The organism is Methylosinus sp. shoA (genome assembly GCF_059718125.1).
The window spans coordinates 3,595,990-3,621,651 of record NZ_AP046091.1 but is presented as its reverse complement, the minus strand read 5'-3'; the positions used below and the strand labels follow the sequence as shown (position 1 = coordinate 3,621,651).

At 66.9% G+C, this 25,662-nt stretch carries 24 protein-coding genes; 10 read left to right on the top strand and 14 right to left on the bottom strand.

All coding sequences use genetic code 11. The annotated features are described in order from the left end of the window. The first annotated feature begins 34 nt into the window (after positions 1–34). From AC6IW9_RS16755 to AC6IW9_RS16745, 3 genes are read left to right on the top strand one after another with little or no spacing between them, the layout of a single operon-like run. Positions 35–1,108: a metallophosphoesterase family protein gene (locus tag AC6IW9_RS16755; RefSeq protein ID WP_497765226.1), complete on the top strand. Its 1,074-nt coding sequence runs from the start codon at positions 35–37 to the stop codon at positions 1,106–1,108. 13 nt (positions 1,109–1,121) lie between these two features. Further along, complete coding sequence (locus AC6IW9_RS16750; protein WP_497765225.1) at positions 1,122–1,520, top strand: cytochrome C; 399 nt, start codon at positions 1,122–1,124, stop codon at positions 1,518–1,520. Between the two features lie 12 nt (positions 1,521–1,532). Next, on the top strand, positions 1,533–1,766 hold the full coding sequence (locus tag AC6IW9_RS16745; RefSeq protein WP_497765224.1) for a hypothetical protein: 234 nt from the start codon (positions 1,533–1,535) through the stop codon (positions 1,764–1,766). Positions 1,767–1,770: 4 nt separating this feature from the next. Here the strand turns inward: AC6IW9_RS16745 and AC6IW9_RS16740 are convergent, their stop codons facing one another. The 4 genes from AC6IW9_RS16740 to guaB all read right to left on the bottom strand — a co-directional run bounded on the left by AC6IW9_RS16740 (position 1,771) and on the right by guaB (position 5,051). Then, positions 1,771–2,037, bottom strand: coding sequence for a hypothetical protein (locus tag AC6IW9_RS16740; RefSeq protein ID WP_497765223.1), 267 nt, complete (start codon positions 2,035–2,037; stop codon positions 1,771–1,773). 155 nt (positions 2,038–2,192) lie between these two features. Then, on the bottom strand, positions 2,193–2,573 hold the full coding sequence (locus AC6IW9_RS16735; RefSeq protein ID WP_497765222.1) for a hypothetical protein: 381 nt from the start codon (positions 2,571–2,573) through the stop codon (positions 2,193–2,195). A 65-nt stretch (positions 2,574–2,638) separates the two neighbouring features. Then, the gene (locus AC6IW9_RS16730) at positions 2,639–3,559 is read right to left on the bottom strand and encodes a ketopantoate reductase family protein (RefSeq protein WP_497765221.1); all 921 of its coding nucleotides are present in this window, start codon (positions 3,557–3,559) and stop codon (positions 2,639–2,641) included. 1 nt (position 3,560) lies between these two features. Further along, entirely contained in the window at positions 3,561–5,051 is a 1,491-nt protein-coding gene (gene guaB, locus AC6IW9_RS16725) for an IMP dehydrogenase (protein WP_497765220.1), read from the bottom strand. Positions 5,052–5,373: 322 nt separating this feature from the next. On the opposite strand from guaB, the gene AC6IW9_RS16720 reads away from it, so the two are divergent. Together AC6IW9_RS16720 and AC6IW9_RS16715 are read left to right on the top strand one after the other, a co-directional pair. Next, on the top strand, positions 5,374–6,165 hold the full coding sequence (locus AC6IW9_RS16720; protein ID WP_497765219.1) for an inositol monophosphatase family protein: 792 nt from the start codon (positions 5,374–5,376) through the stop codon (positions 6,163–6,165). A 5-nt stretch (positions 6,166–6,170) separates the two neighbouring features. Further along, complete coding sequence (locus AC6IW9_RS16715) at positions 6,171–6,659, top strand: GNAT family N-acetyltransferase (protein ID WP_497765218.1); 489 nt, start codon at positions 6,171–6,173, stop codon at positions 6,657–6,659. On the opposite strand, the gene pyk is transcribed toward AC6IW9_RS16715, so the two are convergent. The 3 genes from pyk to hemB form a co-directional block, all read right to left on the bottom strand. Further along, on the bottom strand, positions 6,650–8,074 hold the full coding sequence (pyk, locus tag AC6IW9_RS16710) for a pyruvate kinase (RefSeq protein ID WP_497765217.1): 1,425 nt from the start codon (positions 8,072–8,074) through the stop codon (positions 6,650–6,652). The two genes, AC6IW9_RS16715 and pyk, sit on opposite strands and share 10 nt — an antisense overlap. A gap of 44 nt (positions 8,075–8,118) precedes the next feature. Then, on the bottom strand, positions 8,119–8,544 hold the full coding sequence (locus tag AC6IW9_RS16705; RefSeq protein ID WP_497765216.1) for a DUF1036 domain-containing protein: 426 nt from the start codon (positions 8,542–8,544) through the stop codon (positions 8,119–8,121). 282 nt (positions 8,545–8,826) lie between these two features. Next, positions 8,827–9,858: a porphobilinogen synthase gene (hemB, locus tag AC6IW9_RS16700; RefSeq protein ID WP_497765215.1), complete on the bottom strand. Its 1,032-nt coding sequence runs from the start codon at positions 9,856–9,858 to the stop codon at positions 8,827–8,829. Positions 9,859–10,041: 183 nt separating this feature from the next. Between hemB and AC6IW9_RS16695 the strand changes: the two genes are divergently transcribed. Further along, positions 10,042–10,449: a hypothetical protein gene (locus AC6IW9_RS16695; protein ID WP_497765214.1), complete on the top strand. Its 408-nt coding sequence runs from the start codon at positions 10,042–10,044 to the stop codon at positions 10,447–10,449. 118 nt (positions 10,450–10,567) lie between these two features. Here the strand turns inward: AC6IW9_RS16695 and AC6IW9_RS16690 are convergent, their stop codons facing one another. From AC6IW9_RS16690 to AC6IW9_RS16660, 7 genes are all read right to left on the bottom strand, one after another. Continuing rightward, positions 10,568–10,897, bottom strand: a complete 330-nt coding sequence (locus tag AC6IW9_RS16690; RefSeq protein ID WP_497765213.1) for a hypothetical protein — start codon at positions 10,895–10,897, stop codon at positions 10,568–10,570. 625 nt (positions 10,898–11,522) lie between these two features. Continuing rightward, complete coding sequence (gatB, locus tag AC6IW9_RS16685) at positions 11,523–12,995, bottom strand: Asp-tRNA(Asn)/Glu-tRNA(Gln) amidotransferase subunit GatB (RefSeq protein ID WP_497765212.1); 1,473 nt, start codon at positions 12,993–12,995, stop codon at positions 11,523–11,525. A 145-nt stretch (positions 12,996–13,140) separates the two neighbouring features. After that, the gene (locus AC6IW9_RS16680) at positions 13,141–13,491 is read right to left on the bottom strand and encodes a chorismate mutase (protein ID WP_497765211.1); all 351 of its coding nucleotides are present in this window, start codon (positions 13,489–13,491) and stop codon (positions 13,141–13,143) included. Then, positions 13,488–14,987 (bottom strand): Asp-tRNA(Asn)/Glu-tRNA(Gln) amidotransferase subunit GatA, encoded by a 1,500-nt coding sequence (gatA, locus tag AC6IW9_RS16675; protein ID WP_497765210.1) that lies wholly within the window; start codon positions 14,985–14,987, stop codon positions 13,488–13,490. Before gatA ends, AC6IW9_RS16680 begins: the two co-directional genes overlap by 4 nt. Before the next feature lie 65 nt (positions 14,988–15,052). Next, the gene (gene gatC / locus AC6IW9_RS16670) at positions 15,053–15,340 is read right to left on the bottom strand and encodes an Asp-tRNA(Asn)/Glu-tRNA(Gln) amidotransferase subunit GatC (protein ID WP_497765209.1); all 288 of its coding nucleotides are present in this window, start codon (positions 15,338–15,340) and stop codon (positions 15,053–15,055) included. 306 nt (positions 15,341–15,646) lie between these two features. Continuing rightward, the gene (gene thpR / locus AC6IW9_RS16665; RefSeq protein ID WP_497765208.1) at positions 15,647–16,198 is read right to left on the bottom strand and encodes an RNA 2',3'-cyclic phosphodiesterase; all 552 of its coding nucleotides are present in this window, start codon (positions 16,196–16,198) and stop codon (positions 15,647–15,649) included. Between the two features lie 251 nt (positions 16,199–16,449). Beyond that, positions 16,450–17,187 (bottom strand): arylesterase, encoded by a 738-nt coding sequence (locus AC6IW9_RS16660; RefSeq protein ID WP_497765207.1) that lies wholly within the window; start codon positions 17,185–17,187, stop codon positions 16,450–16,452. Between the two features lie 14 nt (positions 17,188–17,201). Between AC6IW9_RS16660 and AC6IW9_RS16655 the strand changes: the two genes are divergently transcribed. From AC6IW9_RS16655 to AC6IW9_RS16640, 4 genes are all read left to right on the top strand, one after another. After that, entirely contained in the window at positions 17,202–17,900 is a 699-nt protein-coding gene (locus AC6IW9_RS16655) for an ABC transporter ATP-binding protein (RefSeq protein WP_497765206.1), read from the top strand. Further along, on the top strand, positions 17,897–20,449 hold the full coding sequence (locus tag AC6IW9_RS16650; RefSeq protein ID WP_497765205.1) for an ABC transporter permease: 2,553 nt from the start codon (positions 17,897–17,899) through the stop codon (positions 20,447–20,449). Before AC6IW9_RS16655 ends, AC6IW9_RS16650 begins: the two co-directional genes overlap by 4 nt. Before the next feature lie 113 nt (positions 20,450–20,562). Continuing rightward, complete coding sequence (locus tag AC6IW9_RS16645; RefSeq protein ID WP_497765204.1) at positions 20,563–23,052, top strand: TonB-dependent receptor; 2,490 nt, start codon at positions 20,563–20,565, stop codon at positions 23,050–23,052. 306 nt (positions 23,053–23,358) lie between these two features. Then, complete coding sequence (locus AC6IW9_RS16640) at positions 23,359–25,650, top strand: DUF1549 and DUF1553 domain-containing protein (protein ID WP_497765203.1); 2,292 nt, start codon at positions 23,359–23,361, stop codon at positions 25,648–25,650. The last annotated feature ends 12 nt before the right edge of the window (positions 25,651–25,662 follow it).

The window sequence follows — 25,662 nt, the reverse complement described above, 5'->3', positions numbered from 1 at the left end:
GAACGGCGCCGTCACGAAAAGAGGAACGAAGCCGATGAGCGAATTGATCACGAGGCGCAGCGTGCTCGCCGGCGCGAGCGCCGGCGCGGCGATCACGACCTTGCCCATCAGCATGGTCACCCTCGCCTTCGGCGGAACGCGCGAGGACTTCACCTTCACCTATATTTCCGACGCGCATATCCAGCAGATCAAAGGCGCGACCTTCGTGCGCAATTGGGACCTGGGTCTGAAGCGCGCCGTGGCCGAGGCCAATCTGGTGAAGCCGGAATCGGATTTCGTGATGTTCGGCGGCGATCTCGCCCAGCTCGGCAAGCGCGAAGAGCTCGACCACGGCGCCGAGATCCTCTCCAAGCTGAAGGGCAAGCTCTACTGCGTGATGGGCGAGCACGATTATTATCTCGACCTCGGAGACTATTGGAGCAAGCTCTACGGTCCGCATTACTACAGCTTCGACCACAAGGGCGTTCATTTCGTCGTTCTGAACTCGATCCTGACCAACGAGCAATGGACCTTCCACCGCTGGCCCACGGCCGAGCAGCGCATGCTCGAGATGGCCGGGCTCGACAATCCCAACGGCTCGCCCTTCATGGTCGGCGACAGGCAGCGCAAATGGCTCGCGGACGATCTCGCCAAAGTCGACAAGGCGACGCCGCTCGTCGTCTTCTCGCATTCGCCGCTGCAGAAGATCTACAAGGGCTGGAATTTCTGGACCGAGGACGCGGAGGATGTCCAGGCCCTGCTGCAGCCCTTCGAGAATGTCACCGTCGTCTACGGCCATGTGCATCAGATTCAATATAACCAGATCGGCGCCATCAGCTTCAATTCGGTGATGGCGACGGCTTGGCCGTGGCCCTATCCCCAGAGCTATGCGCAAGCCGAGAGCCATTTGCCCGTGCTCACCATTCCGATGAACAGAGCCGATCCCTTCTTCGAGCGGGACGCCACCGGCTGGCAGCTGATCGACATCGGCTCGGGCCGCGTCACGGCGCGCTATCAGCTCTGGGACAACGAGCCGCGCACCGTAGCTTACGACCGCAAGGCCGGCCATCCGCTCGACGTCGCCTATCAGGAGCCGACACAGCGCCGTCTGCCCCAGAACCATTATTGATCGGGAGTTCGCGATGCGTCGCTCGATACTGCTTCTCGCCATCATATTCGCAGCGCTCGGCGTAGCGGCTCGCGCCGACGAATTCACGCGCGCCGACGTCGACCGCTATCAGAAGGAATATGAAGCCGTCGCCAAGCAGGGCCGCGAGCTGTGGACCAGCGGTTCGGTCGGGACCAACGGCGTCGCCTGCGCGCAATGCCATCCCAACGCCGCCAACACCCATCCGGAAACCTATCCGAAGTTCCAGAAGCAGCTCGGCAAGGTCGCGCAGCTTTTCGAGATGGTGAACTGGTGCATTCGCAATCCGCTCCAGGGCCAGAATCTGGCCGCGGACGATCCGCGGATGACGGCGCTCGTCTCCTACATCACATTCGAGCGGCGGGGCATGAAGCTCACGCCCGGCGTCCATTGAGGAGCGCGACACATGCAGAAAGCGTTGCTGATCTCTTTGCCGGCCGTCTTCGTCGCCTGCGCCGCCATGGCTGCGCCGAAGACGGAGGATGCGCAGACGCAGGCAGAGCTGTCGGCCCCCGCGCCCGCGCAGGCCGTCGCGGCGCCTTCGCCCTGCAGCGGCTGCGCCGGCCATGATTGCTCCGATTGTCCGGCCGCGCACGCCGCGCTGGCGCGGGCGGAAACCGTTCCGCCCTGCCCGCATTGACCATCTATTCCGCCGCGGCGGGCGCCGGCGCGATCAGCGGAATGCCGAAAAAGCTCTCGTCATCCGCGCCGGACGCCTTGTGCAGCTCGAAGGCGTCCTTCCAGACGGCCGTCTCCGTCGTGTCGGCCGGCCGATAGGTGCATTTACCGTCTGAATTGCCCGCCTGCAGCCACTTTTTGCTGTTGCGCACGAATCGATCGAGCGCCTTCTGATCGGTTGGCCGAATGACGCATCGCGGAACGCCATCGACCATCACGACTTGCGGAAGCATGTGCGATCTCCGACAAAGGACCGCGACGATCTCGGCGGCGCGCCCCACCCTCCCCTCGAAGGTGGAAGCGCCCCCGTCCCGCACGAGCTCGCCCTACGGCCCCTGATTGCCTGTCTCACAATATGGTAGCAATCGCGGCGCCATGCCTCGCCGTGTCAGCCGATATAGTCCTGCACGACGTCGCCCAGAATTCGGTTCACGTCGTCGAGGGCCGAAACGTCGTAGCGACTGGTCTTTTCCCCGGCCTCGTCCTCGCGCTCGAATTTGGCGTGGCCGAGCGCGATCGACGCGCCATCGATCTCGAAGGGAATGGCCAGCGGCTCTTTCAGGGGCCGGGTGACATAGAGCAGCCCCATCACTTTCTGCTCGACCGCGCTCGCCTTCAACGACACGTCGACGCCGAACTTCGGCGCGATGTCCTTCTTGATCATGTCGTCCAGAAAGGCGACCCAGCGGAAGAAACCGGCGAATACGCGCCGCGCGTCGGCGATGAGCTTTTCTTCCGCCTTGGCGAGGGTCTCGCTCGGCTCGGTCATGATGATCGTCCCCGCTCGCCGGCGCCTGTCGCCGGCCATGCCGGAAATACGCGAATATCATGCCGTCACGCCGAGGCTCGCCGCGCGATCTCATAGGCGCGAACGTGGGTGAGCGCGATCTCGAGCACCGGCGTCTCCACGCCGGCCCGCTCGGCCCGCGCGAGCATGTCGCCCAGAATATGCTCCCCCTCCGTGCGCCCTCCCCGCTCCATGTCCCGCAGCATGGAGGATTTCAGCGGCGAGCCGCGCTTGGTCAGCTCGGCGCGGAAACCGGCGAATTTCTCCACCCCCGGCGCATGGGTCTCGGCGCGCGCGACCGCCTCGCATTCGGCGAGCAGGCGCAGAATCAGCGATTCGCCCGAAGGAACAGCGAGGACGGCTCCTATGCTCGCTCGCATCGAGGAGGTGATTCCGGCGAGTGTCGCCAGAAACACGAATTTGTCCCAGAGCTCCTGCTCGATGTCGTCGGAAAGACGCGCCTCGACCGGCGTCTTCGCGAAGGCGCCTTCGAGCGCCGCGAGCCGTTCGTCCGCCACGCCGTCGCGCGCGCCGAAAATGATGCGGTTCAGCTCGCCGAAATGGTGAATGACTCCGTCATTCGTGACCGTCGCGCTGATCTGCGCCACGCCGCCGAATATCTTCGCATCGGGAAAGCGCGCGGCGAGCCGCTCGAAATGGGCGAGGCCGTTGAGCAGCGGCAGGATCGCCGTCCCCGACCCGACGGCGCCGGCCATCGTCTCCAGCGCCGCGTCGAGATCATAGGCCTTGCAGGTGAGGATCACGAGATCGAAAGGCGAATGCGCCCGCGTCGCCGTCTTCACCGCGAGACGCGCGTCGCCGAGCGGGCTCTCGATGACGAGCCCGCGCTCGGCGAGACGGCGCGCCCGCCCCTCGCGAACGAGAAAGGTCGCGTCGGCGCCGGCCTCGACCAGGCGTCCGCCATAATAGCCGCCGACGCCGCCCGCGCCGAGGATCGCGATGCGCATCTCAGGCGCCGGTCGGATAGTTCGGGCTCTCGCGGGTGATCGTCACGTCATGGACGTGGCTCTCGCGCAGGCCCGCGTTGGTGATGCGCACGAACTCGGCCTTGGCCTGGAACTCGGTGATGGTCGGCGCGCCGACATAGCCCATCGCCGCGCGCAGGCCGCCGGCGAGCTGATACAGGATCGGCGCGACCGGGCCGCGGAACGGCACCTGGCCTTCGATGCCTTCCGGCACGAGCTTCAGGCTCTCCTTCACATCCTGCTGGAAATAGCGGGCGGCCGAACCGGCCTCCATGGCGCCGACGGAGCCCATGCCGCGATAGGATTTGAACGAGCGGCCCTGATAGAGGAATACGTCGCCCGGCGCCTCCTCGGCGCCGGCGAGCAGCGAGCCGATCATCACCGCCGAGGCGCCGGCGGCAATGGCCTTGGCGAGATCGCCCGAATATTTGACGCCGCCGTCGGCGATCACCGGCACGCCGGACTTGTGCGCCTCCTCGGCCGCGTCCATGATCGCGGTGAGCTGCGGCACGCCGACGCCCGCGACGATGCGCGTCGTGCAGATGGAGCCCGGGCCGATGCCGACCTTGATCGCGTCGGCGCCGGCGTCGATCAGCGCTTTCGCCCCTTCGCGCGTCGCGATATTGCCGGCGACGATCGACACTTTGTTGGAAATCTTCTTGATGCGTCCGACCTGGTCGAGAACCGCTTGAGAATGGCCGTGGGCCGTATCGATGACGATCAGGTCGACGCCCGCGTCGATGAGATGCCGGGCGCGCTCATAGCCGCGGTCGCCGACCGTCGAGGCCGCGGCGACCCGCAGCCGCCCTTCGGAATCCTTGGCGGCGTGGGGATGCAGCGTCGCCTTCTCTATGTCCTTCACCGTGACGAGGCCGACGCAGCGATAATCCTCGTCGACGACCAGCAGTTTCTCGATGCGGTGCTGGTGCAGCAGGCGGCGGGCCTCGTCCTGATCCACGCCTTCGCGCACGGTGATGAGCTCCCGCGTCATCAGCTCGGCGACGGGCTCCGACATGTCGTCGGCGAAGCGCACGTCGCGATTGGTGAGAATGCCGACGAGCTTGCCGGGCTTCTCGGAGGCGCCGCGCTCGACCACCGGAATGCCGGAAATGCCGTAGCGCGCCATCAGCGCCAGCGCGTCGGCGAGCGTCTCGTCGGGGAAGATGGTGATCGGGTCGACCACCATGCCGCTCTCGTAGCGCTTGACCTTGCGTACTTCGGCGGCCTGGGCGGCGGGGGTGAGATTCTGGTGGATCACGCCGAGCCCACCGGCCTGGGCCATGGCGATGGCGAGCCGCGCCTCGGTCACCGTGTCCATGGCCGAGGAGACGATCGGCAGGTTGAGCGTGATCTCGCGCGTGAGGCGCGTCGAGATATCGACCTGCGAGGGCACGACCAGCGAATGGCGAGGGCGCAGCAGCACATCGTCGAAGGTCAAGGCCTCGTGCAACGCCGGTCGTGCGTAGGATGTCATGGAGCCAACTCCCTCGGGGCGGTGAAAACGGCGCGCGAGCCGTCTTCCGGGTTGGCGCGTGCTCATAGCATCAATATGACGGAAGGCAAAATCGCTGGAGCGCGCGGTGGAAAACCATGCAACCGTCGACGCCCGCGGCGCCGCGCGGGAGAAAGAGCGCGAAGCGTCGGCGCGCGAAGCGACGATCTTCCGCCGCGACGACGAAGCGCGAAGATCTCGGCGCGGCGCGCCCTGCTCAGAGCCACGAACGCGCTTGACGCCGCGGCGGCGGCCAGGGCATTTGTGCGCCCTCCCTTCTCTCGCCGCGCTTTTCAAGGGCTCCATGATCCGATCCGCACTGATGAATGTGATGACGGCCGCCGCCATCAAGGCCGGCCGCGGCTTGAAGCGCGATTTCGGCGAGGTCGAGAATCTGCAGGTGTCGATCAAGGGCCCGGGCGATTTCGTCACCGCGGCCGACAAGCGCGCGGAAAAGACTTTGTTCGAGGAATTGTCGCGCGCGCGGCCGGGCTATGGATTCCTGATGGAGGAGAGCGGCGCGGTCGAGGGCTCCGACAAGAGCCATACTTGGCATATCGATCCGCTCGACGGCACGTCGAACTTCCTGCACGGCATCCCGATCTTCGCCGTGTCGATCGGGCTCGAGCGCGAGGGCCAGCTCGTCGCCGGCGTCGTCTATAATCCGGCGAGCGACGAGATGTTCGTGGCCGAGAAGGGACAGGGCGCCTATTTCAACAATCGGCGCATGCGTGTCTCGGCCCGCAAGACTCTCGGCGAGTCGCTCGTCGCCTGTGGCATTCCGCCGCTCGCCGGAATCGAGCGGCACGCCCGCTTCCAGACGGAGCTCGCCGCCGTCATGGCGAAGACCGGAAACATCCGTCGCCTCGGCGCCGCCGCTCTCGACCTCGCCTTCGTCGCGGCGGGCCGCTGCGACGGCTATTGGGAGCGCGGCATCAAGACCTGGGACATCGCCGCGGGAATTGTGCTGGTGCGCGAGGCCGGCGGCTTCGTCACCGATCTCGACGGCGGCTCCGACATGCTCTTCAAGAACGCCATTTGCGCGGGCAATGAGGCGATCCACCGCCTCCTGCTCGACACGCTGCGGAAGGTCTGACGGCGATGACGCGGCCGGGCCTCGTCAGTCCCCGCATCGCCGCGCGGCGAGACGAGGATTGGGCCGCCCTGCTCGAGCTCTGGGTCGCGGCCTGGCGCGCAACCTGTCCGGACATTGATTTCGAAGCGCGCCGGGATTGGCTTCAGGAGCGGATTTTGCGCCTCGAGCGCGACGGCTCGCACACGCTTCTCTTGCGCGAAGGCGCGCCGCCGGCGCCGATCGGCTTCGTCGTGATCGACCCCGCGACCCATTGGCTCGACCAGCTCTGCGTGCATCCCTCGCGCTTCGGCTCGGGTGCGGCGGAAGCGCTGATCGAGGCGGCGCGCAGCGTCTCGCCCGCACGGCTGCGCCTCGACGTGAACGCCGACAACCGCCGCGCCCTCGCTTTCTACGAGCGCGAAGGCTTCGTCTCTCAGGGCGAAGGCGCGCCGAGCCTCTCGGGCCGGCGGACGCTCATCATGGAATGGACGAGCGTCCCGCCTTCTCAGTCGTGATCGACGATGGCGATGCGCACCATATTGGTCGCGCCCGGCGAGCCGAACGGCATGCCCGCGACGATGATGACGCGATCGCCGGGCGAGGCGAATCCTTCGCGCGCCGAATTCACGCAAGCGCGCTCGGCCATGTCCTCGACATCGCGCGCGTCCTGTGTCTCGAGCGCATGCACGCCCCAGACGAGCGCGAGGCGACGGGCCGTGTCGCGACTCGGCGTCAGCGCCAGAATGGGCGGACGCGGCCGCTCGCGGGCGATGCGCAGCGCCGTGGCTCCCGATGATGTCCAGGCGCAGATGGCCACCGAATGCAACGTCTCCGCCACGTCGCGCGCAGCGACGGCGATGGCGTCGGCGGCGGTCGGATCGGGCGCCGCGGCGCGCTGGGCGTTGATGATCGAGCGATAGACCGCGTCGGTCTCGACCTCCTCGGCGATGCGGCTCATCGTCGCCACCGCCTCGATCGGATATTGGCCCGCCGCGCTCTCGGCCGACAGCATGACGGCGTCGGCGCCCTCATAGACCGCGGTCGCCACGTCGGACACTTCCGCACGCGTCGGCAGCGGCGCGAGGATCATCGATTCGAGCATCTGCGTCGCCACGACGACCGGCTTGCCGAGCCGGCGCGCGGCGCGGGTGATGCGCTTCTGCAGACCGGGAACCTTCTCGAGCGGCACCTCGACGCCGAGATCCCCGCGCGCCACCATCAGCGCGTCGGCGACTTCGATCACCTCGTCGAGCCGCGCGATCGCCTGTGGCTTTTCGATCTTGGCCATGATCTGCGCGCGCTTTCCGGCGACGCGCTTGACCTCGAGCACGTCCTCCGGCCGCTGAACGAAGGAGATCGCCACCCAATCGACGCCCTCGGCCAGAGCCGCGTCGAGGTCGGCGCGATCCTTGGGGGTCATCGAGGTGATCGGGATCTCGGTGTCCGGCAGGCTGACGCCCTTGCGGTTGGAGATGCGGCCGCCGACGTCCACGACCGCGCGGGCCATCGTCTCCGACGTCTCGACGACATGGAGCCGCACCTTGCCGTCGTCGATGAGGATCGTGTCCCTCGACTTCAGCGCGCTCAGAATCTCGGGATGCGGCAGCTGGACGCGCGAAGCGTCGCCCGGCGCCGGATCGGCGTCGAGCACGAAATGATCGCCCTTGCGCAGATGCACGGCTCCTTCCGCGAAGGCGCCGATGCGCAGCTTGGGGCCCTGCAGATCGGCCAATATGCCGATGGCGCGGCCGGTCTCGGCCTCGATCTCTCGAATCATGCGGACATAGGCGGAAAGTCCGGCGTGATCCGTGTGACTCATATTGATCCGGAACACGTCGGCGCCGGCCGTCGACAGGCCGGCGACGATCGACTTCTCGACGCTCGCCGGACCGAGCGTCGCGATGATCTTGACGCGCCGCAACCTTCTCATTTCAAGAGCCATCCCATTCTGTCGAGCCGTATCCGCCTTCGCCGTCACTTCGCGGCCGCAGGCGTCGGGTCGGTGAGCTGCACCGTCCAATTCTTGGCGTCGCGCCCCGTGTCGATCTCGAAGAAGCCGGTGCGGTCGAAGCCCCGCGCGAAGCAGTCCTCGCGGCCGTCGATGCGGAACTCCCGATCGCGCGTGCACATGAACGCCTTGCCCTTCCATTCGCCGCCGCGTTCGTCCATCGCATAGATATAGTAATATTGTGCCGCGAGCGGCCCGCGCAGCAGCGTCTCGCAGGCGGAGGCGCGAAGGTTCCACCACCCTTCCGACAGCCAGCCGCGCCCATCCGTATAGGCGAGCGCCACGCTCACCCGGTTGCTCGTGCTGTTGCACAACCGGAAATCCGCCTCGGCCGCGGTGGTAGCGCAAAGCCAAAACGAAAAGATTACAGTCGGGGCAATTCGTCCGGACATGGGAGGTCGCTGCGTGGAAGATCGGCCGTCTTCGCGCCGCGTCGGGGCGACGTGGCGCACAGCCAAACCACGGGACGGCGGCTTTGTCCACCCCGCGCGAGCGCTGCACGCCGCAAAGGCTCCGTCGGGCGCGCGGCGAAAGCGCATGCTTCCGCGCCTCCTCCTCGGCCTTGCGGCGGCCGAGCGGGAGAGGGAGGCGGACTCGGGCGCCATATCCAAGGCTCGCGAAGCGCCGGCGGCCCCGCTCTCGCAACGGCGAACCTTCTTTCCGGTTCGGGCTTGTCAGCCGCGTCGTAGCGCCGCCGCCGCGCGCGGCGCGAAATAAGTAAAGACGCCGGCCGCCCCGGCGCGCTTGAAGGCGAGGAGACTCTCCATCATCGCCCGTTCGCCGTCGATCCACTCATTGGCGGCGGCGGCCTCGATCATCGCGTATTCGCCCGACACCTGATAGGCGAAGGTCGGCGCATGAAAAGCCTCGACGACGCGCCGCACGACGTCGAGATAGGGCAAGCCGGGCTTCACCATCACCATATCGGCGCCCTGCTCGAGATCGAGCGCCACTTCGCGCAGCGCTTCGTCGCCATTGGCCGGGTCCATCTGATAGGTCCGCTTGTCGCCGCGCAGGGTCTTGTCGGCGCCGACGGCTTCGCGGAACGGTCCGTAGAAAGACGAAGCATATTTGGCGGCGTAGCTCATGATCTGCACGCTCTCGAAGCCCTCGGCGTCGAGCGCGGCGCGGATCGCGCCGACGCGGCCGTCCATCATGTCCGAGGGCGCAATCACGTCGGCGCCGGCGCGCGCCTGATTGAGCGCCTGCGCCGCGAGCACGGCGACCGTCTCGTCGTTGGCGATCTCGTCGCCGGCAAGAACGCCGTCATGGCCATGGCTCGTATAGGGATCGAGCGCGACGTCGGTGATCACGCCGATGTGCGGCACGGCGGATTTCAACGCGCGGCAGGCGCGGCAGACGAGATTTTCCGGATCGAGCGCCGCCGAGCCGCGCGCGTCGCGCAAGGCCGGATCGGTGTTGGGAAAGAGAGCGACGGCGGGAACGCCGAGCGAGGCCGTCTCCTCGATCGCCTCGACCGCCGTGTCGAGCGAATAGCGAAACACGCCGGGCATGGAGGCCACTTCGTCGCAGCGGCCGACGCCGTCGACGAGAAACACCGGCCAGATCAAATCGTCGACGGAAAGGCGCGTTTCGCGGACGAGCCGCCGAGCCCAGTCGCTCTTGCGATTGCGACGCGGGCGTTGCGCCAGCGTCAGTCGCGGCGCGCGCGTCTCGCCGCCCGGCCCGGTGTCGAAAGCTGCCATGGCGTCGGCCTCCAGCGCAGCCGCAGACGCTAAAAGTCGCGGCGCGTTCTGCCTAACACGATGGCGAAAGAGGCGAAAGCCTGCAGCGTCCCCGCGTTGACGCCCGCCATCGCTTCGGTCTAGAGCGGACGCGCCGCTCGCAAGAGAACTCTTCGCTATGCGGCGTCGTCACGACGGAAGCGGATGGCCATCCGACGCAACGCCCGCGCGGGCGACAGCTCACGAAGCTCCCCGAAACGATGCGCGGCGATCGCAGGCGCAGTGTGGTGCTGTGTCGTCGCGGCCGCAGCGGCTCCCGACATCGCACCATCCACGCGGCAGCGCAGCCACCGCGCCGCGCCCGCGGAGAAGCGCGAGCTGCGCGCTCCCCTGCCCCCGCCTCGTTCTGCGCCGCCCGTGGCGATCGAGCAGTCGCCCGCGCCGCCGCCCGAATTGCCTCCGCTCGACACATCGGCGCCGCCGCCGTCGCTCCCGCGAGCCTCGCGCGAGCGCATGAAGCTCTGCGCGCTGCAATGGCTGAAGCTCAGGCAGGAACGGCAGACGGGCGGAACGACATGGCGGGAATTCGCGACCGAATGCCTCAGCCGCTAGCGACGCTCCCACGGATTCGATCGGCCGCGCGTCGCGAGGGATTCTGACGGCTCGCAGCGTCGATTGGCGAAACGTCGCTCGCGAGCCGGCTGGACTGCGGGCTCCGATGTTCGGCGCGTCACTCCGTCTCCGGGGCCTCCGGCGCCGGAGTCGGCTCCTTGACCTTTCGCGGAGCGCGGCGCTTGGCGGGGGCCTTGCGCGCGGCCTTCTTCGTGGACTTCTTCGTCGCGCCGCGCTTCTTCGTCGCCGCCTTGCGCGTCGTCTTCTTGGCTGTCGTCCTCTTCTTCGTCGCGGCTTTCTTCGTCGCCGTCTTGCGCGTGGCCTTGCGCGTCGTCTTCTTGGCTGTCGTCCTCTTCTTCGTCGCGGCTTTCTTCGTCGCCGTCTTGCGGGCGCCCTTCTTCGCGGCGGCCTTCTTCGCCGGCTTACGCTTCGTCGTTGCTTTCGCCATCGTCAGTCCCCTTGATCCCAAATCGCCGGAATGTCGCTTCACCGGACAATAGGCGTGAATAGCGTAACGTGGTTAATCACCGGTTCAAGTGGCGTCATTGCGAATTGTGCGCGCGATGAAAGGCGAAACGCATCACCGCAACGCTTCGCAGCGCGCGAGGGAGAGCACAGAACGCGCCGCTCGTGCGCAAGGCGCGTCGCGATGGAGCCGTCGTCGAAACAATCGCAGCCGCGTCGAACACGTCGCATGCGCAATCTCCGCAAAGGCGCGACGCCGCAGAAGCGCGCTCGCCGAGAGGCAGCCAATTCATTGTTTTCGCTATTGATGAAGACCGCGCGCGCAATCGCTCGCGCAGCATTCGCGTCAGCGCTCGCAAGCGAGCGGCGGGCTCGCGGTCTTCCTATGTCGACGCTCGCGACGTCTTTCGGCGCGCGTCGGCGCGCAATCCCGACGCCGGGAGCCACTTGTGCGCGCAGCGACGAGACGCATCCGCGGGAAGCAAAAAAAAATTGTGCGAAGAGTCGGCGCGAGACGCACGAATGGCGTCGACGCAGTCGCCGACGCCATTCGATTTCGCGAATCGCCAAAGCGGACGATTCGCTCCGGGGATATGAAATCGCGGGATTCAGATGCCGAGACGGCTCTTCAGCAGCTCGTTGACCGCTTGCGGATTGGCCTTGCCGCCAGTCGCCTTCATCACCTGTCCGACGAACCAGCCGAGCATCGTCGGCTTCGCCTTGGCTTGCGCGACCTTCTCCGGATTGGCCGCGACGATCTCCTCGATCGCCTTCTCGATCGCGCCGGCGTCGGTCACTTGCTGCAAGCCGCGCGTCTCGACGATCGCGCGCGGATCGCCGCCCTCCCGCCAGACGATCTCGAAGACGTCCTTGCCGATCTTGCCGGAGATGACGCCGGTGGAGATGAGGTCGACGATGGCGCCGATCGCCGCGGCGGAGACCGGCGAGCGCGCAATCTCGAGCCCCTCCTTGTTGAGACGGCCGAACAGCTCGTTGATCACCCAATTGGCGACGAGCTTGGCGTCGCGGCCCTTCGCCGCCTCCTCGAAGAAATCGGCGCTCGCCCGCTCGGCGACCAGCACGCCCGCGTCATAGGGCGGCAAGCCGTACTGCGCGATGAAGCGCGCGCGCTTGTCGTCCGGCAGCTCGGGCAGCTCCGCCTTCAGCGCGTCGACATAAGGCTGATCGAATTCGAGCGGCAGAAGGTCGGGATCGGGGAAATAGCGGTAATCATGCGCCTCCTCCTTGGAGCGCATGGAGCGTGTCTCGCCCCTGCCGGGATCGAAGAGGCGCGTCTCCTGCGAGATGACGCCTCCGTCCTCGAGAATGCCGATCTGCCGGCGCGCCTCGACCTCGATCGCCTGGCCGATGAAGCGAATGGAGTTGACGTTCTTGATCTCGCAGCGCGTGCCGAAGGGCGCGCCCGGCTTGCGCACGGAGACGTTCACGTCGGCGCGCAGCGAGCCCTGCTCCATATTGCCGTCGCAGGAGCCGATGTAGCGAAGGATGGTGCGCAGCTTCGAGACATAGGCGCGTGCCTCCTCGGCCGAGCGGATGTCGGGCTTGGAGACGATCTCCATCAGCGCGACGCCCGAGCGGTTGAGGTCGACATGGCTCTCGGTCGCGGAGAGGTCGTGCAGCGACTTGCCGGCGTCCTGCTCGAGATGCAGCCGCTCGATCCCGACGGTGATGCGCTCGGTCGGCGTCACATCCACGACCACCTCGCCCTCGCCGACGATCGGATGCTTGTACTGCGAAATCTGATAGCCCTGCGGCAGATCGGGATAAAAATAATTCTTGCGATCGAAGACCGAGCGCAGATTGATCTTCGCCTGCAGGCCGAGGCCGGTGCGGATCGCTTGGCGGACGCATTCCTCGTTGATGACCGGCAGCATGCCCGGCATGGCTGCGTCGACGAGCGAGACATGGTCGTTGGGCTCGCCGCCATATTCGGCGGAGGCGCCGGAGAACAGCTTGGCCTTGCTGGTCACCTGGGCGTGGATCTCCATGCCGACGACGACCTCCCAGTCGCCCGTCGCGCCTTTGATCAATTTGCTCGGCTGCGTCTCGCGCGTGTTCATGTCTCTTCGTCCTCGACCTGCGTCTTCGATTGGAAGGAGTCTACATCAGAGGCCCGCGCCCGTCATTGCGAGGAGCGCAGCGACGATGCGATCCAGGGGCCGCCCGCGGCTCTGGATCGCTTCGCCTCCGGCTCACGATGACGGCTCAGGGGCGGGAAGGCGCCTCGTCCTCGCCTTGCGGCGCAGCGTCGCCCATCAGCCGCTCCTCATGCGCGATCGACCATTCGATCAGCGCGCGCCACAAACTCTGCGCCAGCTCGGGAGACAAGCCCTCACTGCGCGCCGCCCCGGCGACGCGCGCCAGCACTTCGTCGACGCGCTCGGGCACGCGGGCGGGAATGCCGAGGCCGGGCTTCACCGCTGCGGCGCGCTCGATCTGGCGCTGGCGGCAGGCGAGCAGAGCGACGAGTTCGTCGTCGAGCGCGTCGATCGTCGCGCGCACATCGGCCATCTCGTCGCGCGGGTCGAGCTTTGCGGCCTCTGCTCTGCGCGTCATTTCGCCTCGGTCCACCAGGGCTGCGGGAGTTCGACTCTGGGCGCGGCGCTCTCGAGCGCGGCGGCGAGCGAGAACAAGGTCGCCTCGTCGAAGGGGCGGCCGATGAGCTGCAGGCCGAGCGGCAATCCGTCGGCGCCGAGCCCGCCCGGCACGGCGACGCCCGGCAGGCCCGCCATGTTCACCGTCACGGTGAACACGTCGTTCAGATACATCTCGACCGGATCGGCCTTGCCCTTCTCGCCCTGCGCGAAGGCGGTGGACGGCGTCGCCGGCGTCAGCACGGCGTCGACGCCGGCGGCGAACGCCTCGTCGAAATCGCGCTTGATCAGGCTGCGGATCTTTTGCGCGCGCACATAGTAAGCGTCGTAATAGCCGTGTGAGAGCACATAGGTTCCGATCATCACGCGCCGGCGCACCTCCGGGCCGAAACCCGCTGCGCGCGTCTTCTCGTACATGTCGACGATGTCGCGGCCCTTCTGGCGCAGGCCGTAGCGCACGCCGTCGTAGCGGGCGAGATTGGAGGAGGCCTCGGCCGGCGCGATGATGTAATAGGCTGGCAGCGCATAGCGCGTATGCGGGAGGGAAATCTCGACGATCTCGGCGCCCGCGTCGCGCAGCCAGGCGGCGGCCCGATCCCACAGCGCATTGATCTCGGCGCCACCGCCGATCCGATACTCTTTCGGAATGCCGATGCGCCGTCCCTTCACCGAGGCGCCGACCGCCGCCTCGTAATCGGGAACCGGCGCATCGACGCTGGTCGTGTCCTTCGGATCGTGGCCGGCCATGGAGCGCAGCATGATCGCCGCGTCGCGCACCGTGCGCGTGATCGGCCCGGCCTGATCGAGCGAAGAGGCGAAGGCGACGATGCCCCAGCGCGAGCACCGGCCGTAGGTCGGCTTGACGCCGACCGTGCCGGTAAAGGCGGCCGGCTGCCGGATCGAGCCGCCGGTGTCGGTCGCCGTGGCGCCGAGCGCGAGACGCGCCGCCACCGCTGCCGAGGAGCCGCCGGAGGAGCCGCCGGGAACGATCTTCGCTTCGTCGAAGCCATCGCCTTTCTTGCGCCGCCAGGGCGAGACGACGGGGCCGAAGGCGCTCGTCTCGTTCGACGAGCCCATGGCGAATTCGTCGAGATTGAGCTTGCCGAGCATTACGGCTCCGTCGCGCCACAGATTGGCCGAGACGGTGGATTCATATGTGGGCGTGAAATCGTCGAGGATGCGGCTTCCCGCCGTCGTGCGCACGCCCTTAGTGCAATAGAGATCCTTGACGCCGAGCGGCAGGCCCTCGAGCGGCCGCCCCTCGCCCCGGGCGATACGCGCGTCGCTCTCCTGCGCGGCCGCGAGCGCCAGCTCCGGCGTCTCGGTGATGAAGGCGTTGAGCGCGCGCGCCTTCTCGATGGCGTCGAGATGGGCGCGCGTCAGCTCGACCGCCGAGAGCGTCCTGGCGACGAGCGCGTCGCGCGCCTCGGCGAGTGAGAGATGCGTGGGATCGGACATGAAGCTGTTTCGCTCTTTCGTCGCAGGCGCCGCCCCGCCGCTCGCGGGGCCATGCGCTCGATGATCTATTCGACGACCTTGGGGACCACGAAATAATGGTCATCGCGTTCCGGCGCATTGGCGAGAACGTCGTCGGCGAGCCCGCCGTCGGTGACTTCGTCCCGGCGCTTCTTCATTTGCATGGGCAGCGCCGAGGTCAGCGGCTCGACGCCCTCGACGTCGACGCTTCGCAACTCCTCGACGAAGGCGAGAATGGCGTTCAGCTCCCCGCCGAGCCGCTCGACCTCCTCGTCCTCGACGGCGATGCGCGCGAGATGAGCGATGCGGCGAACGGTCGCCTGATCGACGGACATTTTTGCGAGCTCCATTCCAAGGTCGTTTGCGCGCTATACCACTCGTGGCTTCGGCGGCGCAATGCGCGCGCCCCGGGGAAGCAGGGCGATCGAGTGAACTCGTGCTTCGAAGACGCTCGACCGCTGCGGGCTCCTCGCTTTTGGACGGTCCGCTGCGCGAGAAGACACCCGGCACGGCGCATGACCGCGGCCCCCGAAAGGCGCCGTCGAGCGACGAGGGAAACCTTTTTCGCCTTCTTCGACGAGCGAAAGCAAAGCCGTGGGCGCGACCCTCCGCATGAGGACCGTCGCCCGATCGCCCTTGCTTCAGGCTGCGGCGGCCTTGCCGCGCAACGGATAATCCGCCTCGACGATATAGGGCCCGCCGCCGACCGAATCGCGCGACGAATAGAGGACGAAGCGCGGCGCCTCGAAGCGCAGCGGCGGGAAATAGCCGCGCGTCCCGAGATAGGCGGCGACTGCGGAGCTCGGCGCGCCGCGCAGCCGCGCCAGCGTCACATGCGGCACGAATTTGCGCGGCTCGGGCGGCGCGCCGAGGCGCCGCAGCAGCCGCTCATGCTCGGCCTGCAGCTCGGCGAGCGCGGCGTCGGCGCGCGCCTTGACGATGACGGCGCGCGGCTTGTCGCCGCCGAACGAATCCAGCCGGTCGAGCTGTACCGTCACCGGCGGCCGGCGGACGCCGGCGAGCGTCATGGCCACGTCGTGAGCCATAGCCTCGTCCACATCGCCGATGAAGCGCAGAGTGATGTGATAATTTTCGGCGTCGATCCAGCGCGCGCCTTGAAGGCCCCCGCGCAGCATGGAGAGATCGGCGGCCACCCGGGCCGGGATTTCGAGGGCGGTGAACAGTCTCGGCATGGGTCCTCCATCCTGGTCGATCGCGGGCGTGGATTGTCGCCGATAGCGATTGTCTCGTCGTCGGATGGGCCGCTCCCGGCGGATCGAAGCGGCTCTGGCGGGCGCCTCCTGAAAGATTTCGTGCGTCGCGCGCAGCGGGGGGAACCGCAACCACTATATCCCGAACGGCGGCGGCGCGGCGCCTCTCCTATAGGCGCCGCGCGGCTTTTTTTCGTCCAGACCGAAGCTTAGCGCCGCTGCCGACGTCCCGCTCAGCGCGCCGCCCCGGCCGATTTTTCCGCGCGTATGGCGTCGAGGCTCTTCTCGACCAGAGGCGCGATCCCGGCGACGATCCGCTCGACCCCGGCTCGGCTCGGATGCAGCCCGTCCGGCAATGTCATGCCGTCGACGCCCAGCACGCCTTCGAGGAAGAACGGATAGAGAGGCAGTCCGCGCTTCGAGGCGAGTGCGGGAAAGATCGCGTCGAACGCCTGCCGGTAATCGTCGCCGTAATTGGCGATGCTGACCATTCCGCCGAGCAGCACCGCAATTCCCTTGGCGTCGCAGGCGGCGATGATCGTCTCGAGATTGGCGCGGGCGCTCACGGGATCAAGCCCGCGCAGGGCGTCATTGGCGCCGAGCTCGAGAATGAGCAGATCGCCGCCCCCGCGCAGCGCATAGGCGATGCGCCCGGCCCCCTGCCCCGTCGTCTCGCCCGAGACGCCGGCGTTGATCACCTTCACGTCATAGCCGTCCTTGCGCAGCCGCCGCTCGAGCGCGGCGGGAAAGGCGGCGTCCGCCGGCAGCTGATAGCCGGCGGTGAGGCTGTCGCCGAAGGCGATGATCCGCAACGGCTCGCTCCGCGCGGTCGTCGCGGCGGCGAGCAGACCGGCGCCGAGGGCGAGAAAAGCAGAAATGCGCCTGCCGGTCCTGGAAATCAGCGGCGCCTTCGCATAAGTCGGATCGTCGCGGCCGCCGCGCGCGCGCCCTGTTTCGGCGCCTCTCGTCATCTTCGGGAATCCTCTTGCTGCCACAGCCGATCATCGAACTCGCGGACGTCGATCTCACGCTCGGCGCGGGCGCTTCGCGCGCCCATGTGTTGAAAAAAATCAGCCTGACTGTCAACAAAGGCGAGTCCGTGGGACTCGTCGGCCCCTCCGGCTCCGGAAAATCCACGCTGCTGATGACGCTCGCCGGGCTGGAGCGGCCGGATTCCGGCCGCGTCCTCGTCGACGGCGCCGATCTGACGCGCCTTTCGGAGAATGAGCTGGCGCGCTTCCGCGGCCGCAGCATGGGCGTCGTGTTCCAATCCTTCCAGCTCATTCCCACCATGACCGCGCTGGAAAATGTCGCGGTCCCGCTGGAGCTCGCCGGCCGCGCCGACGCATTTTCGCGCGCGAAGGAGGAGCTGGGCGCAGTCGGGCTCGGCCAGCGGCTCGCCCATTATCCGGCGCAATTGTCGGGCGGCGAGCAGCAGCGCGTCGCCCTGGCGCGCGCGCTCGCGCCGGACCCGGCGATCCTCGCCGCCGACGAGCCGACCGGCAATCTCGATTCGGAGACCGGCGCGGCGATCATCGATCTCATCTTCGCCCAGCAGGCGCGGCGAGGCGCCACTCTGGTGCTGGTGACGCATGACGCCGCGCTCGCCGCGCGTTGCGATCGCGCCGTGCGGCTGCGGTCGGGGCGAATCGAGGCCGCGGAAACGGCCGGGGCGCGCGAATGACCGTTTCGCGCCTGCCTCTGCCGCTGCGCTTCGCCCTGCGCGACCTTCTGGGCGATCTGCGCGGATTTTCCGTCTTCATCGCCTGCATTGTCATCGGCGTCGCGGCGATCTCCGGCGTCGGGGCGGCCTCGCATTCGCTGGCGGCGGGGCTCGCCCGCGAAGGGCGGACGATCCTCGGCGGCGACGTCGCCCTCGCCGTCACCTCGCGCCGTCTCGCCCCGGAGCAGCGCGCCTTTCTCGAGCGCGCCGGACGCGTCGGCGAGATCGCGCTGGTGCGGGCGATGGCGCGCTCGGACGCGGGCGAGGCCGCGCTGATCGAGATCAAATCCGTCGACGCCGCCTTTCCGCTCGCCGGGACCGTGACGCTCGCGCCGGCCCAGACGCTGGAGAAGGCGCTCGGCGAACAGGAGGGCGCGCTCGGCGTCGCCGCCGATGCGACGCTGATCGCACGGCTCGATCTGAAGATCGGCGATCGGCTGAAGATCGGCGCCGCCTCTTTTCAATTGCGCGCGGAGCTCGTCTCCGAGCCGGACAAGCTCGCCGCCGGCCTCGCCTTCGGCTCGCGCGTGCTGATGAGCGAGGCAGGCCTCGCGGCGACAGGGCTCGACCGGCCCGGCGTGATCCTGCGCCGCGTCGCCCGCGTCGCGCTCGGCGCGGGCGACATCGTCGCGAGCGACGCGGAGGTCGAGAGTTTCGTCGATGGGCTCGCCGCCGCCTTTCCGGACGCCGGTTGGGAGCTGCGCCGGCGCGACGCCGTCTCGCCGCAATTCTCACGCAATCAGCAGCGCTTTACCCAGCTCCTGACTCTGGTCGCGCTGACGGCGCTGGTCGCCGGCGGCGCCGGCGTCGCCAACGCCGTCGACGGATTCGTCGCCCGCAAGCGCGATTCCTTCGCCATTCTGAAGGCGCTCGGCGCGCCGGCCTCGCGCGTCTTCGCCATCGCGCTGACCGAGGTGCTGCTGGTCGCGGCTCTCGCCATCGCCGGCGGCCTCGCGCTCGGCTCGGCCCTCCCCTTCCTGCTCGATCGTGCGCTCGCCAGCTCCGTCGGCCTGCCCTTCGCGCCCTCGGTCGATCTGCGCAGCCTCGCCGCCGGCGCGCTGTGCGGCGTGCTGGTGACGCTGATCTTCGCGCTCGGCCCGCTCGGCCGCGCCTATGCGACGCCCGTCGCCCGGCTGCTGCGAGAAGAGACGGAGGAGGCGCAGACCCCTCGCCGCTTCGTCGCCGGCGCGATCATATCGGCGGCGCTGCTCGTCGGCGCCGTAATGGCGGTCTCCGCCGACCTCAAACTCGCCGCCGCTTATGCTGCCGCGACCGGAGCGGCCTTTGTGCTGCTGCGCGGCGTCGCCACGCTGGTGGTTCTGGCCGCGTCGCGCGCCCCGCCCTTTGGAAGCCTCGGGCTGCGTCATGCGATCGCCAATATCCGTCGCCCCAAGAATCTGTCGGCGGCGCTGGTGCTGTCGATCGGGCTGACGCAGACGCTGCTCGTCGCTCTCACATTGGTCGAGGCATCGGTCCACGCCGAACTCGCTCCGACGGACAGAAGCCGCACGCCGAGCTTCTTCTTTATAGATGTCGCCAAGGAGCAGGCGGCGGAATTTTCCGAATTCCTCTCCTCCTTCGCCTCCGACGCACGGCTCGAGCAAGCGCCGATGATGCGCGGACGCATCGTCACGGTGAAGGGCGCGCGCGCCGAGACTTTGAAGCCGCCGGACGATATCGCCTGGGCGCTCGAAGGCGACCGCGGCGTCACCTTCTCCTCGACTCTGCCCGAAGGCTCGACGCTCGCCGGGGGAAGCTGGTGGCGAGCGGAGGAAGATCGGGCCGATTCTCCGCTCGTCTCGCTGGAGGCGCGCGTCGCCGAGGGGCTCGGCCTCGCGATCGGCGACGAGATCGCAGTGAATGTGCTCGGTCGGGAAGTGACTGCGCGCGTCGCCAATCTGCGGCGCGTCGACTGGCGCAGCTTCGGCATTAATTTCGTCATGGTGTTCTCGCCCGAAGCCTTCGCCGACGCGCCCTATTCGCAAATGTATACGGTCGCCTTCGACGCCCGCGACGACGGCCGCGACGCGCGGCTGACGCGGGAGGTCGCACGGCGCTTTCCGTCGATCGCCGCGCTGCGGGTGAAGGACGCGCTCGATGCGGCCGGCGAGATCGCCGACCGGCTGACCACGGCGGCGCGGGGCGCCGCGGCCATCGCCATGCTCACCGCGGCGCTGGCCCTCGGCAGCGCCGTCGCCGCTTCGCAGGAGACGCGGCTGCGGGACGCCGTGATTCTCGGCGCGCTCGGCGCGACGCGCGGCTTTCTGACCAGCGCCTATGCGATCGAATTCGCCCTGCTCGGCGCCGTCGCGGGCGCGATCGCGGTCGCCGCCGGAACGGGCGCGGCGGCGTTCATCCTGACGACTCTGATGCGGATGGATTTTGTGTTCCGGCCCTGGCCGGTCGCAATAACCACTCTCGGAGCTATGATTTTCGCCATTGCGCTCGGCCTCGCCGGCAGCTGGCGGATCCTCGGGCGGCGGCCGGGAGCCGCCTTGTGCCAGCGATAGAACGAGCAGCCGAGACAGGAATAACGAGCGTGGTCGACGGCCCCGACGATCCTTTACAGGCCGCCTCTTTGTCTATATTGTCTACCTGATTTATATGAAATAGGAGATCCGCTGTGGGCGTCCTTCCCCGATCGTTCGACCGCCGTCTGCTCTCCCGAGCCGCGATCGCGCCGCTGGCGATAGCGCTCGGCGGCGGCCTGTTCGCAGACCGCGCCCGGGCGCAGCAAGTTCAAATCGAAGACGTCAAGGTCGGCAGAGAGACCTCGGTCCGGGAGGAGAAGGCGCAAGCGGCGTCCCGGCCGATCGTCGTCGTGACGCCGAAAGCCGCCGAGCGCGAGCATCTCAACCGTCTCGACGACTTCGCCCAGCGCGTTCCGAACTACCGGCCGAACACGCACAATCCGCAGACGGGGCGGCCCGCCATACGCGGCGTCGGCTCGGGCTCGAGCGTTCAGCTCGGATCGGAGTCCGATACGGGTTTCGTCGTCGACAATGTGTTCTGGAAGGCCGTCGGCTTTCAATGGGCGAACTTCGTCGACCTCGAATCGTTCGAGCTCGGACTCGGACCGCAGGGAACGGCGTTCGGAAAGAACACGACGGTGGGCAATGTCATCCTGCGCACGCAGCTTCCGTCCTTCGAGCGCAAAGCCACGATCGAAACGTCATTCGCGAACTACAGCCACATCATAGAGAAGCTGAACGTGACCGGACCGATCATAGACGACAGGCTGGCCTATCGCGTCACCGGCTATTTCGACAAAGGCGACGGATGGATCAGAGACCAGGCGACCGGAGCCAGCTATCTGGACAACAACCGCTGGGGCGTTCGCGGGCAGCTTCTCTTCGTGGGCGACGACATGACGGATCGCCTGATCTTCTCTTATGGACAATCCAACGAATACAACAACAACAACTCCGGCCCATTCGCCGATTCGTTCCAGCTCTTCGCGAACGGCGCGGTCGCTCCACGTTATTCCCAAACTGTTTTCAATAGGCTCGGCCGCCCGGTTCTCACCTTCGATCCCTATAAGCCCTACATGGTCAACCAGGGCGTTCTGCACCAACGATCCTTCACCGTCTCGAACGAGGCGAATGTGCAGATCGGCGAGTATACGTTCACTTCGATTACGGCGGGCGGCGAGTTTCGACTTCTGCCCCGCAACGCAACCGGCAATCAGCTGCTCGACATCCAGAACGGCCACTCCAACAACTGGACGAACCAATACTCGCAGGAGTTTCGTCTGACGTCTCCGAGGGGGCTGCCTTTCGAATGGCAGATCGGACTTTATTCGCTCTACGAGAAAGTCTTCGCCTATAGCAGGACGATCTATGGCTCGGACGCGGCCCGCTGGTTCGGAACGCCGACGACCGATCCGGAGCTTCTCAACGGCTTCAGAAACCATCTGGACGCCAAAGCCGGGAACTTCCAGCTCGCCGGCTACGGTCAGGGAACCTATCACTTCGACGACGATTGGGCGCTCACTCTGGGGCTGCGCGACAGCTACGAGACCCGCACGGGCTCCGCCCTCGGCTGGGAAGAGTTCTGGAGCGACAAATTCACATTCGAGCAGATCGACGCCGCGCTTCGCGGCGCCGGCGGCGCCGGCTTCTTCGACACGGGCGGCCACACCACCCGCAGCAACGCGCTGACCGGCATCATCAATCCGCAATACAAGCTCAACGACAATGTTCTTCTCTATGGCCTGATCGGGCGCGGAGAGAAAGCGCCGGCGGTCAACGTCAATTCGCGTCCGATCCGCCTCAACGGGAACATCGTCGGCTATCAGGACCTGTTCACCAAATCGGAGGTCTCCTGGGACTACGAGCTCGGCGCGAAAACGAGCTGGTTCGACAACAAGCTGATCGCCAATGTGAATTTCTACTGGAACGATATCTACAACTTCCAGTCGGATCTGGTGAACACGGATTACACGGATGCGACCGGTCAGGTCCTGCGTCTCGTCTATGTCGGCAACGTCCCGCATGTTCGGCTTCGCGGCGTCGAACTCACGGGCCGATGGAGTCCGATCGAGCGATTGTGGATCAATTTCTCTGCGGCGTACACGGAGGCGCGATACCTCGACTTCGAGAAGGCGCCGCCGCCATCCGATTGGCTCTGGCCCACCCCGGCCAATGCGCCGGCGGACTTCGTGAAGGCGCCGCTCACCTTGTCGCGATCGAACACGCGCTGGGAGTACCTTCCCAAATGGGCGTTCAACATCGGCGCCAATTACGAGCATCCGCTCGGACCCGCGCTGCGCGGCCTCGGGCTCGGAGCATGGGCCGAAGGGTCCCTGACCGCATTCGCCTACACCAATATCGCGTGGTTCGACAAGACGCAGTTCACCAATCCTCGGTCGGTGTTTCAATACTGGCAGCCGCCCTTCGCCTTCGTCGACGCCGGTTTCGGCGTTCGTACCGACGATGAGCGATACAGCCTTTCGATCTGGGCGAAGAACGTCTTCGAGGAACGAAAGCTCATCGGCGCGCCGATCAGCAACACCGCCGGATGGTATCAGGGCGACGCCGTCAATCCGGCCTCGATCGGACTGCCCGCGCAGCCGCGAACCTTCGGCGGGACATTGCTCGTCAAACTGTACTGAGGACGCAGCGCGGCCGGGCGGAGGCGCCCGGCCGAGCGCCGCCGATGCGGCGTAATCGCCTCTCCGACGAGAGGCTCTCGGCTCGGACCGCGTGACGGCCCGCGCCGATCTGCGGATTTCGACCGGCGCCGTCGACGACGATTGCGTGAAGATCGAGAACTCACACGGCGACGATGCGCGCGCCGGGGCCGGTCGGAGGTTTTCGAAGCGGCGAGAGGACAATCCTGTCGCATCCTACTCATGATGGAGCGAACCGAGGGGCGGGCTATGACGAAACCGATCAAGAGAGCATGTCTGATCTTATTGATGAACGTGTCCGCGGCGACGATTGCCGCCGCGGAGAACAAGAGCGTCGACGCGCCCGCCAAGGCGAGCGCGGCGTCCCGTCTTCCCTGGTCCTGGCAGCCGGTGAAGGCTCCCGCGACGCCGGCCATCCGGCGCGAGAATTGGGCGCGCACGCCGATCGACGCTTTCATCCTGGCGGCGATCGAGGCCCAGGGGCTGGAGCCCTCGCCGGACGCCGACCGCGCCACCTTCATTCGGCGGGCGACGCTCGACGTGCTGGGGCTCATTCCATCGCCGGCGGAGGTCGATGCTTTCGTCGCGGACGCGTCGCCCGACGCGTATGAGAAGCTGGTCGACCGTCTGCTGGCTTCCCCTCACTATGGCGAGCGTCAAGCGCGCCGCTGGCTCGATCTCGCGCGCTACGCCGACAGCTCGGGCTTCCAGGTCGACACGACGCGTCCCAATCTCTATCGCTATCGCGACTATGTCATCGACGCCTTCAATCGGGACAAGCCCTATTCGCGATTCATCCAGGAGCAGATCGCCGGCGACGAGCTCGCGCCCGGCGACGAAAACGCTCTGATCGCCACCGGCTTCCTGACCAGCTTTCCCGACAACAGCAACTCCCGCGATCTGATCCAGCGACGCTATCAGATCATCACCGACATCACCGACACGATCGGGACCGCGATCCTCGGCACGACGGTCGGCTGCGCGCGCTGCCACAATCACAAGTCGGACAAGCTGACCCAGAAGGATTATTTCTCGCTTCAGGCGTTCTTCGCCAACGCTTCCATCGACGACAAGATCCCGGTGGCGAAGCGCGGCGACGCGGAGCGCGAGTTCGAGGCGGCCCAGGCCAAATGGGAGGAAGCCGTCAAGGACATCAAGGCGAAACAGAAGGAGATCATCGATTCGGTGCGCGAGAAGGCGCTCGTCTATCACAAGGAGCGCTATCTGACCGACAGCCGGCAGGCGATCTTCAAGCCCGAGAAGGACTGGACGGCGCTCGACCGCTGGGTCAATCATCGCGTCGCGAGCGTGACCGACGACGAGGCGCTCACCGTCTATCTGCGCTTCGCGAGCGACGACAAGGAGAGCCCGGACGGCAAGGCCATCGCGGAGAAATGGGAGCGCTATAGGAAGCTCTCCGAGGAATTGAAGAAGTTCGATAAGCTGAAGCCGACCAAGGGATCGCTCGAGATCACAGCGGTCACCGAGCTCGGCCGCTCCGACTCTCCGCCCACTCACGTCTATTTCGGCGGCAATCACGAACGTCCGCTCGAGGAAGTGCAGCCCGCTTTCCCAGAGGCGCTGACGAGCGAGACTCCGACGATCGTTCCCACGCCGACCTCCACGGGGCGCCGGCTCGCGCTCGCGAACTGGCTGGTCGACCCGAGCAATCCGCTGACTGCGCGCGTCTTCGCGAACCGCGTATGGAACGAATATTTCGGCAAGGGAATCGTCGGCACGGTCAGCGACTTCGGCAAGGCCGGCGACAAACCCGCGAATCCCGAGCTCCTCGACTATCTCGCCGATCGATTCGTCAAGGACGGCTGGAGCGTCAAGAAGCTGCACCGCGAGATTCTGTTGTCGCGCGTCTACCGGCAGTCCTCGGCGCCGCGCGACGACGTGGCGGCCAAGGATCCCGACAACAAGCTGCTGGCGGTTTTCCCGCGCAAGCGGCTCGACGCGGAGCAGATACGCGATTCGCTCCTCGTCGCCTCGGGCAAGCTCGAGGACAAGATCGGCGGCCCCAGCGTCTATGCGCCTCTGCCGAAGGGCGTGGACGGCGGCGAGAACTTCCAGGGCAATCGCTTCTGGAGAACCTCGGAGGATCCGAGAGATCATCACCGGCGCAGCCTCTATGTGTTCGCCCGCCGCAGCGTTCCCTATCCGCTGCTCGAAACGTTCGACATGGCCAACACGCAGCAGGCGCACAGCAAGCGCGACGTGACGACGACGCCGCTGCAGGCGCTCGCGCTGATCAACAGCGACCTGGTCTTCCAATGGTCGCAGGCCCTCGCCGGCCGCGTGATCCGCGAAGCGGGCGAGGACGAAGCGGCTCGGCTCGAGCGCCTCTATCAAATCCTGTTCTCGCGCAAGCCGGACGCATATGAGAAGGCCGCTCTGCTCGAATTCCTGAACGATCAGCCCAAGATCGTTCCGACCAAGGTCTCGGCCGACGGCCGCTTGTCGCTCGCCGTTCCCGTCGGCTCCGGCGTTCCGACGAGCGATCCGCTTCGCGCCTCGGCTTTCGTCGATCTCGTCCACTCCGTCGTGAACTCGAACGAGTTCATCTACCGCTTCTGATTTTTATCGTGA

Excerpts from the sequence above, each read along its gene's own strand:
- AC6IW9_RS16735 (WP_497765222.1), bottom strand. The coding sequence starts at position 2,573 with ATGACCGAGCCGAGCGAGACCCTCGCCAAGGCGGAAGAAAAGCTCATC.
- pyk (WP_497765217.1), bottom strand. The coding sequence starts at position 8,074 with ATGAGAAGGTTGCGGCGCGTCAAGATCATCGCGACGCTCGGTCCGGCG.
- AC6IW9_RS16705 (WP_497765216.1), bottom strand. The coding sequence starts at position 8,544 with ATGTCCGGACGAATTGCCCCGACTGTAATCTTTTCGTTTTGGCTTTGC.
- AC6IW9_RS16640 (WP_497765203.1), top strand. The coding sequence starts at position 23,359 with ATGAACGTGTCCGCGGCGACGATTGCCGCCGCGGAGAACAAGAGCGTC.
- AC6IW9_RS16730 (WP_497765221.1), bottom strand. The coding sequence starts at position 3,559 with ATGCGCATCGCGATCCTCGGCGCGGGCGGCGTCGGCGGCTATTATGGC.
- AC6IW9_RS16740 (WP_497765223.1), bottom strand. The coding sequence starts at position 2,037 with ATGCTTCCGCAAGTCGTGATGGTCGATGGCGTTCCGCGATGCGTCATT.
- AC6IW9_RS16755 (WP_497765226.1), top strand. The coding sequence starts at position 35 with ATGAGCGAATTGATCACGAGGCGCAGCGTGCTCGCCGGCGCGAGCGCC.
- AC6IW9_RS16720 (WP_497765219.1), top strand. The coding sequence starts at position 5,374 with ATGATCCGATCCGCACTGATGAATGTGATGACGGCCGCCGCCATCAAG.
- AC6IW9_RS16680 (WP_497765211.1), bottom strand. The coding sequence starts at position 13,491 with ATGACGCGCAGAGCAGAGGCCGCAAAGCTCGACCCGCGCGACGAGATG.
- AC6IW9_RS16745 (WP_497765224.1), top strand. The coding sequence starts at position 1,533 with ATGCAGAAAGCGTTGCTGATCTCTTTGCCGGCCGTCTTCGTCGCCTGC.
- thpR (WP_497765208.1), bottom strand. The coding sequence starts at position 16,198 with ATGCCGAGACTGTTCACCGCCCTCGAAATCCCGGCCCGGGTGGCCGCC.
- AC6IW9_RS16660 (WP_497765207.1), bottom strand. The coding sequence starts at position 17,187 with ATGACGAGAGGCGCCGAAACAGGGCGCGCGCGCGGCGGCCGCGACGAT.
- gatA (WP_497765210.1), bottom strand. The coding sequence starts at position 14,987 with ATGTCCGATCCCACGCATCTCTCACTCGCCGAGGCGCGCGACGCGCTC.
- gatB (WP_497765212.1), bottom strand. The coding sequence starts at position 12,995 with ATGAACACGCGCGAGACGCAGCCGAGCAAATTGATCAAAGGCGCGACG.
- AC6IW9_RS16715 (WP_497765218.1), top strand. The coding sequence starts at position 6,171 with ATGACGCGGCCGGGCCTCGTCAGTCCCCGCATCGCCGCGCGGCGAGAC.
- AC6IW9_RS16750 (WP_497765225.1), top strand. The coding sequence starts at position 1,122 with ATGCGTCGCTCGATACTGCTTCTCGCCATCATATTCGCAGCGCTCGGC.
- AC6IW9_RS16650 (WP_497765205.1), top strand. The coding sequence starts at position 17,897 with ATGACCGTTTCGCGCCTGCCTCTGCCGCTGCGCTTCGCCCTGCGCGAC.
- AC6IW9_RS16690 (WP_497765213.1), bottom strand. The coding sequence starts at position 10,897 with ATGGCGAAAGCAACGACGAAGCGTAAGCCGGCGAAGAAGGCCGCCGCG.
- guaB (WP_497765220.1), bottom strand. The coding sequence starts at position 5,051 with ATGACATCCTACGCACGACCGGCGTTGCACGAGGCCTTGACCTTCGAC.
- hemB (WP_497765215.1), bottom strand. The coding sequence starts at position 9,858 with ATGGCAGCTTTCGACACCGGGCCGGGCGGCGAGACGCGCGCGCCGCGA.
- AC6IW9_RS16695 (WP_497765214.1), top strand. The coding sequence starts at position 10,042 with ATGGCCATCCGACGCAACGCCCGCGCGGGCGACAGCTCACGAAGCTCC.
- gatC (WP_497765209.1), bottom strand. The coding sequence starts at position 15,340 with ATGTCCGTCGATCAGGCGACCGTTCGCCGCATCGCTCATCTCGCGCGC.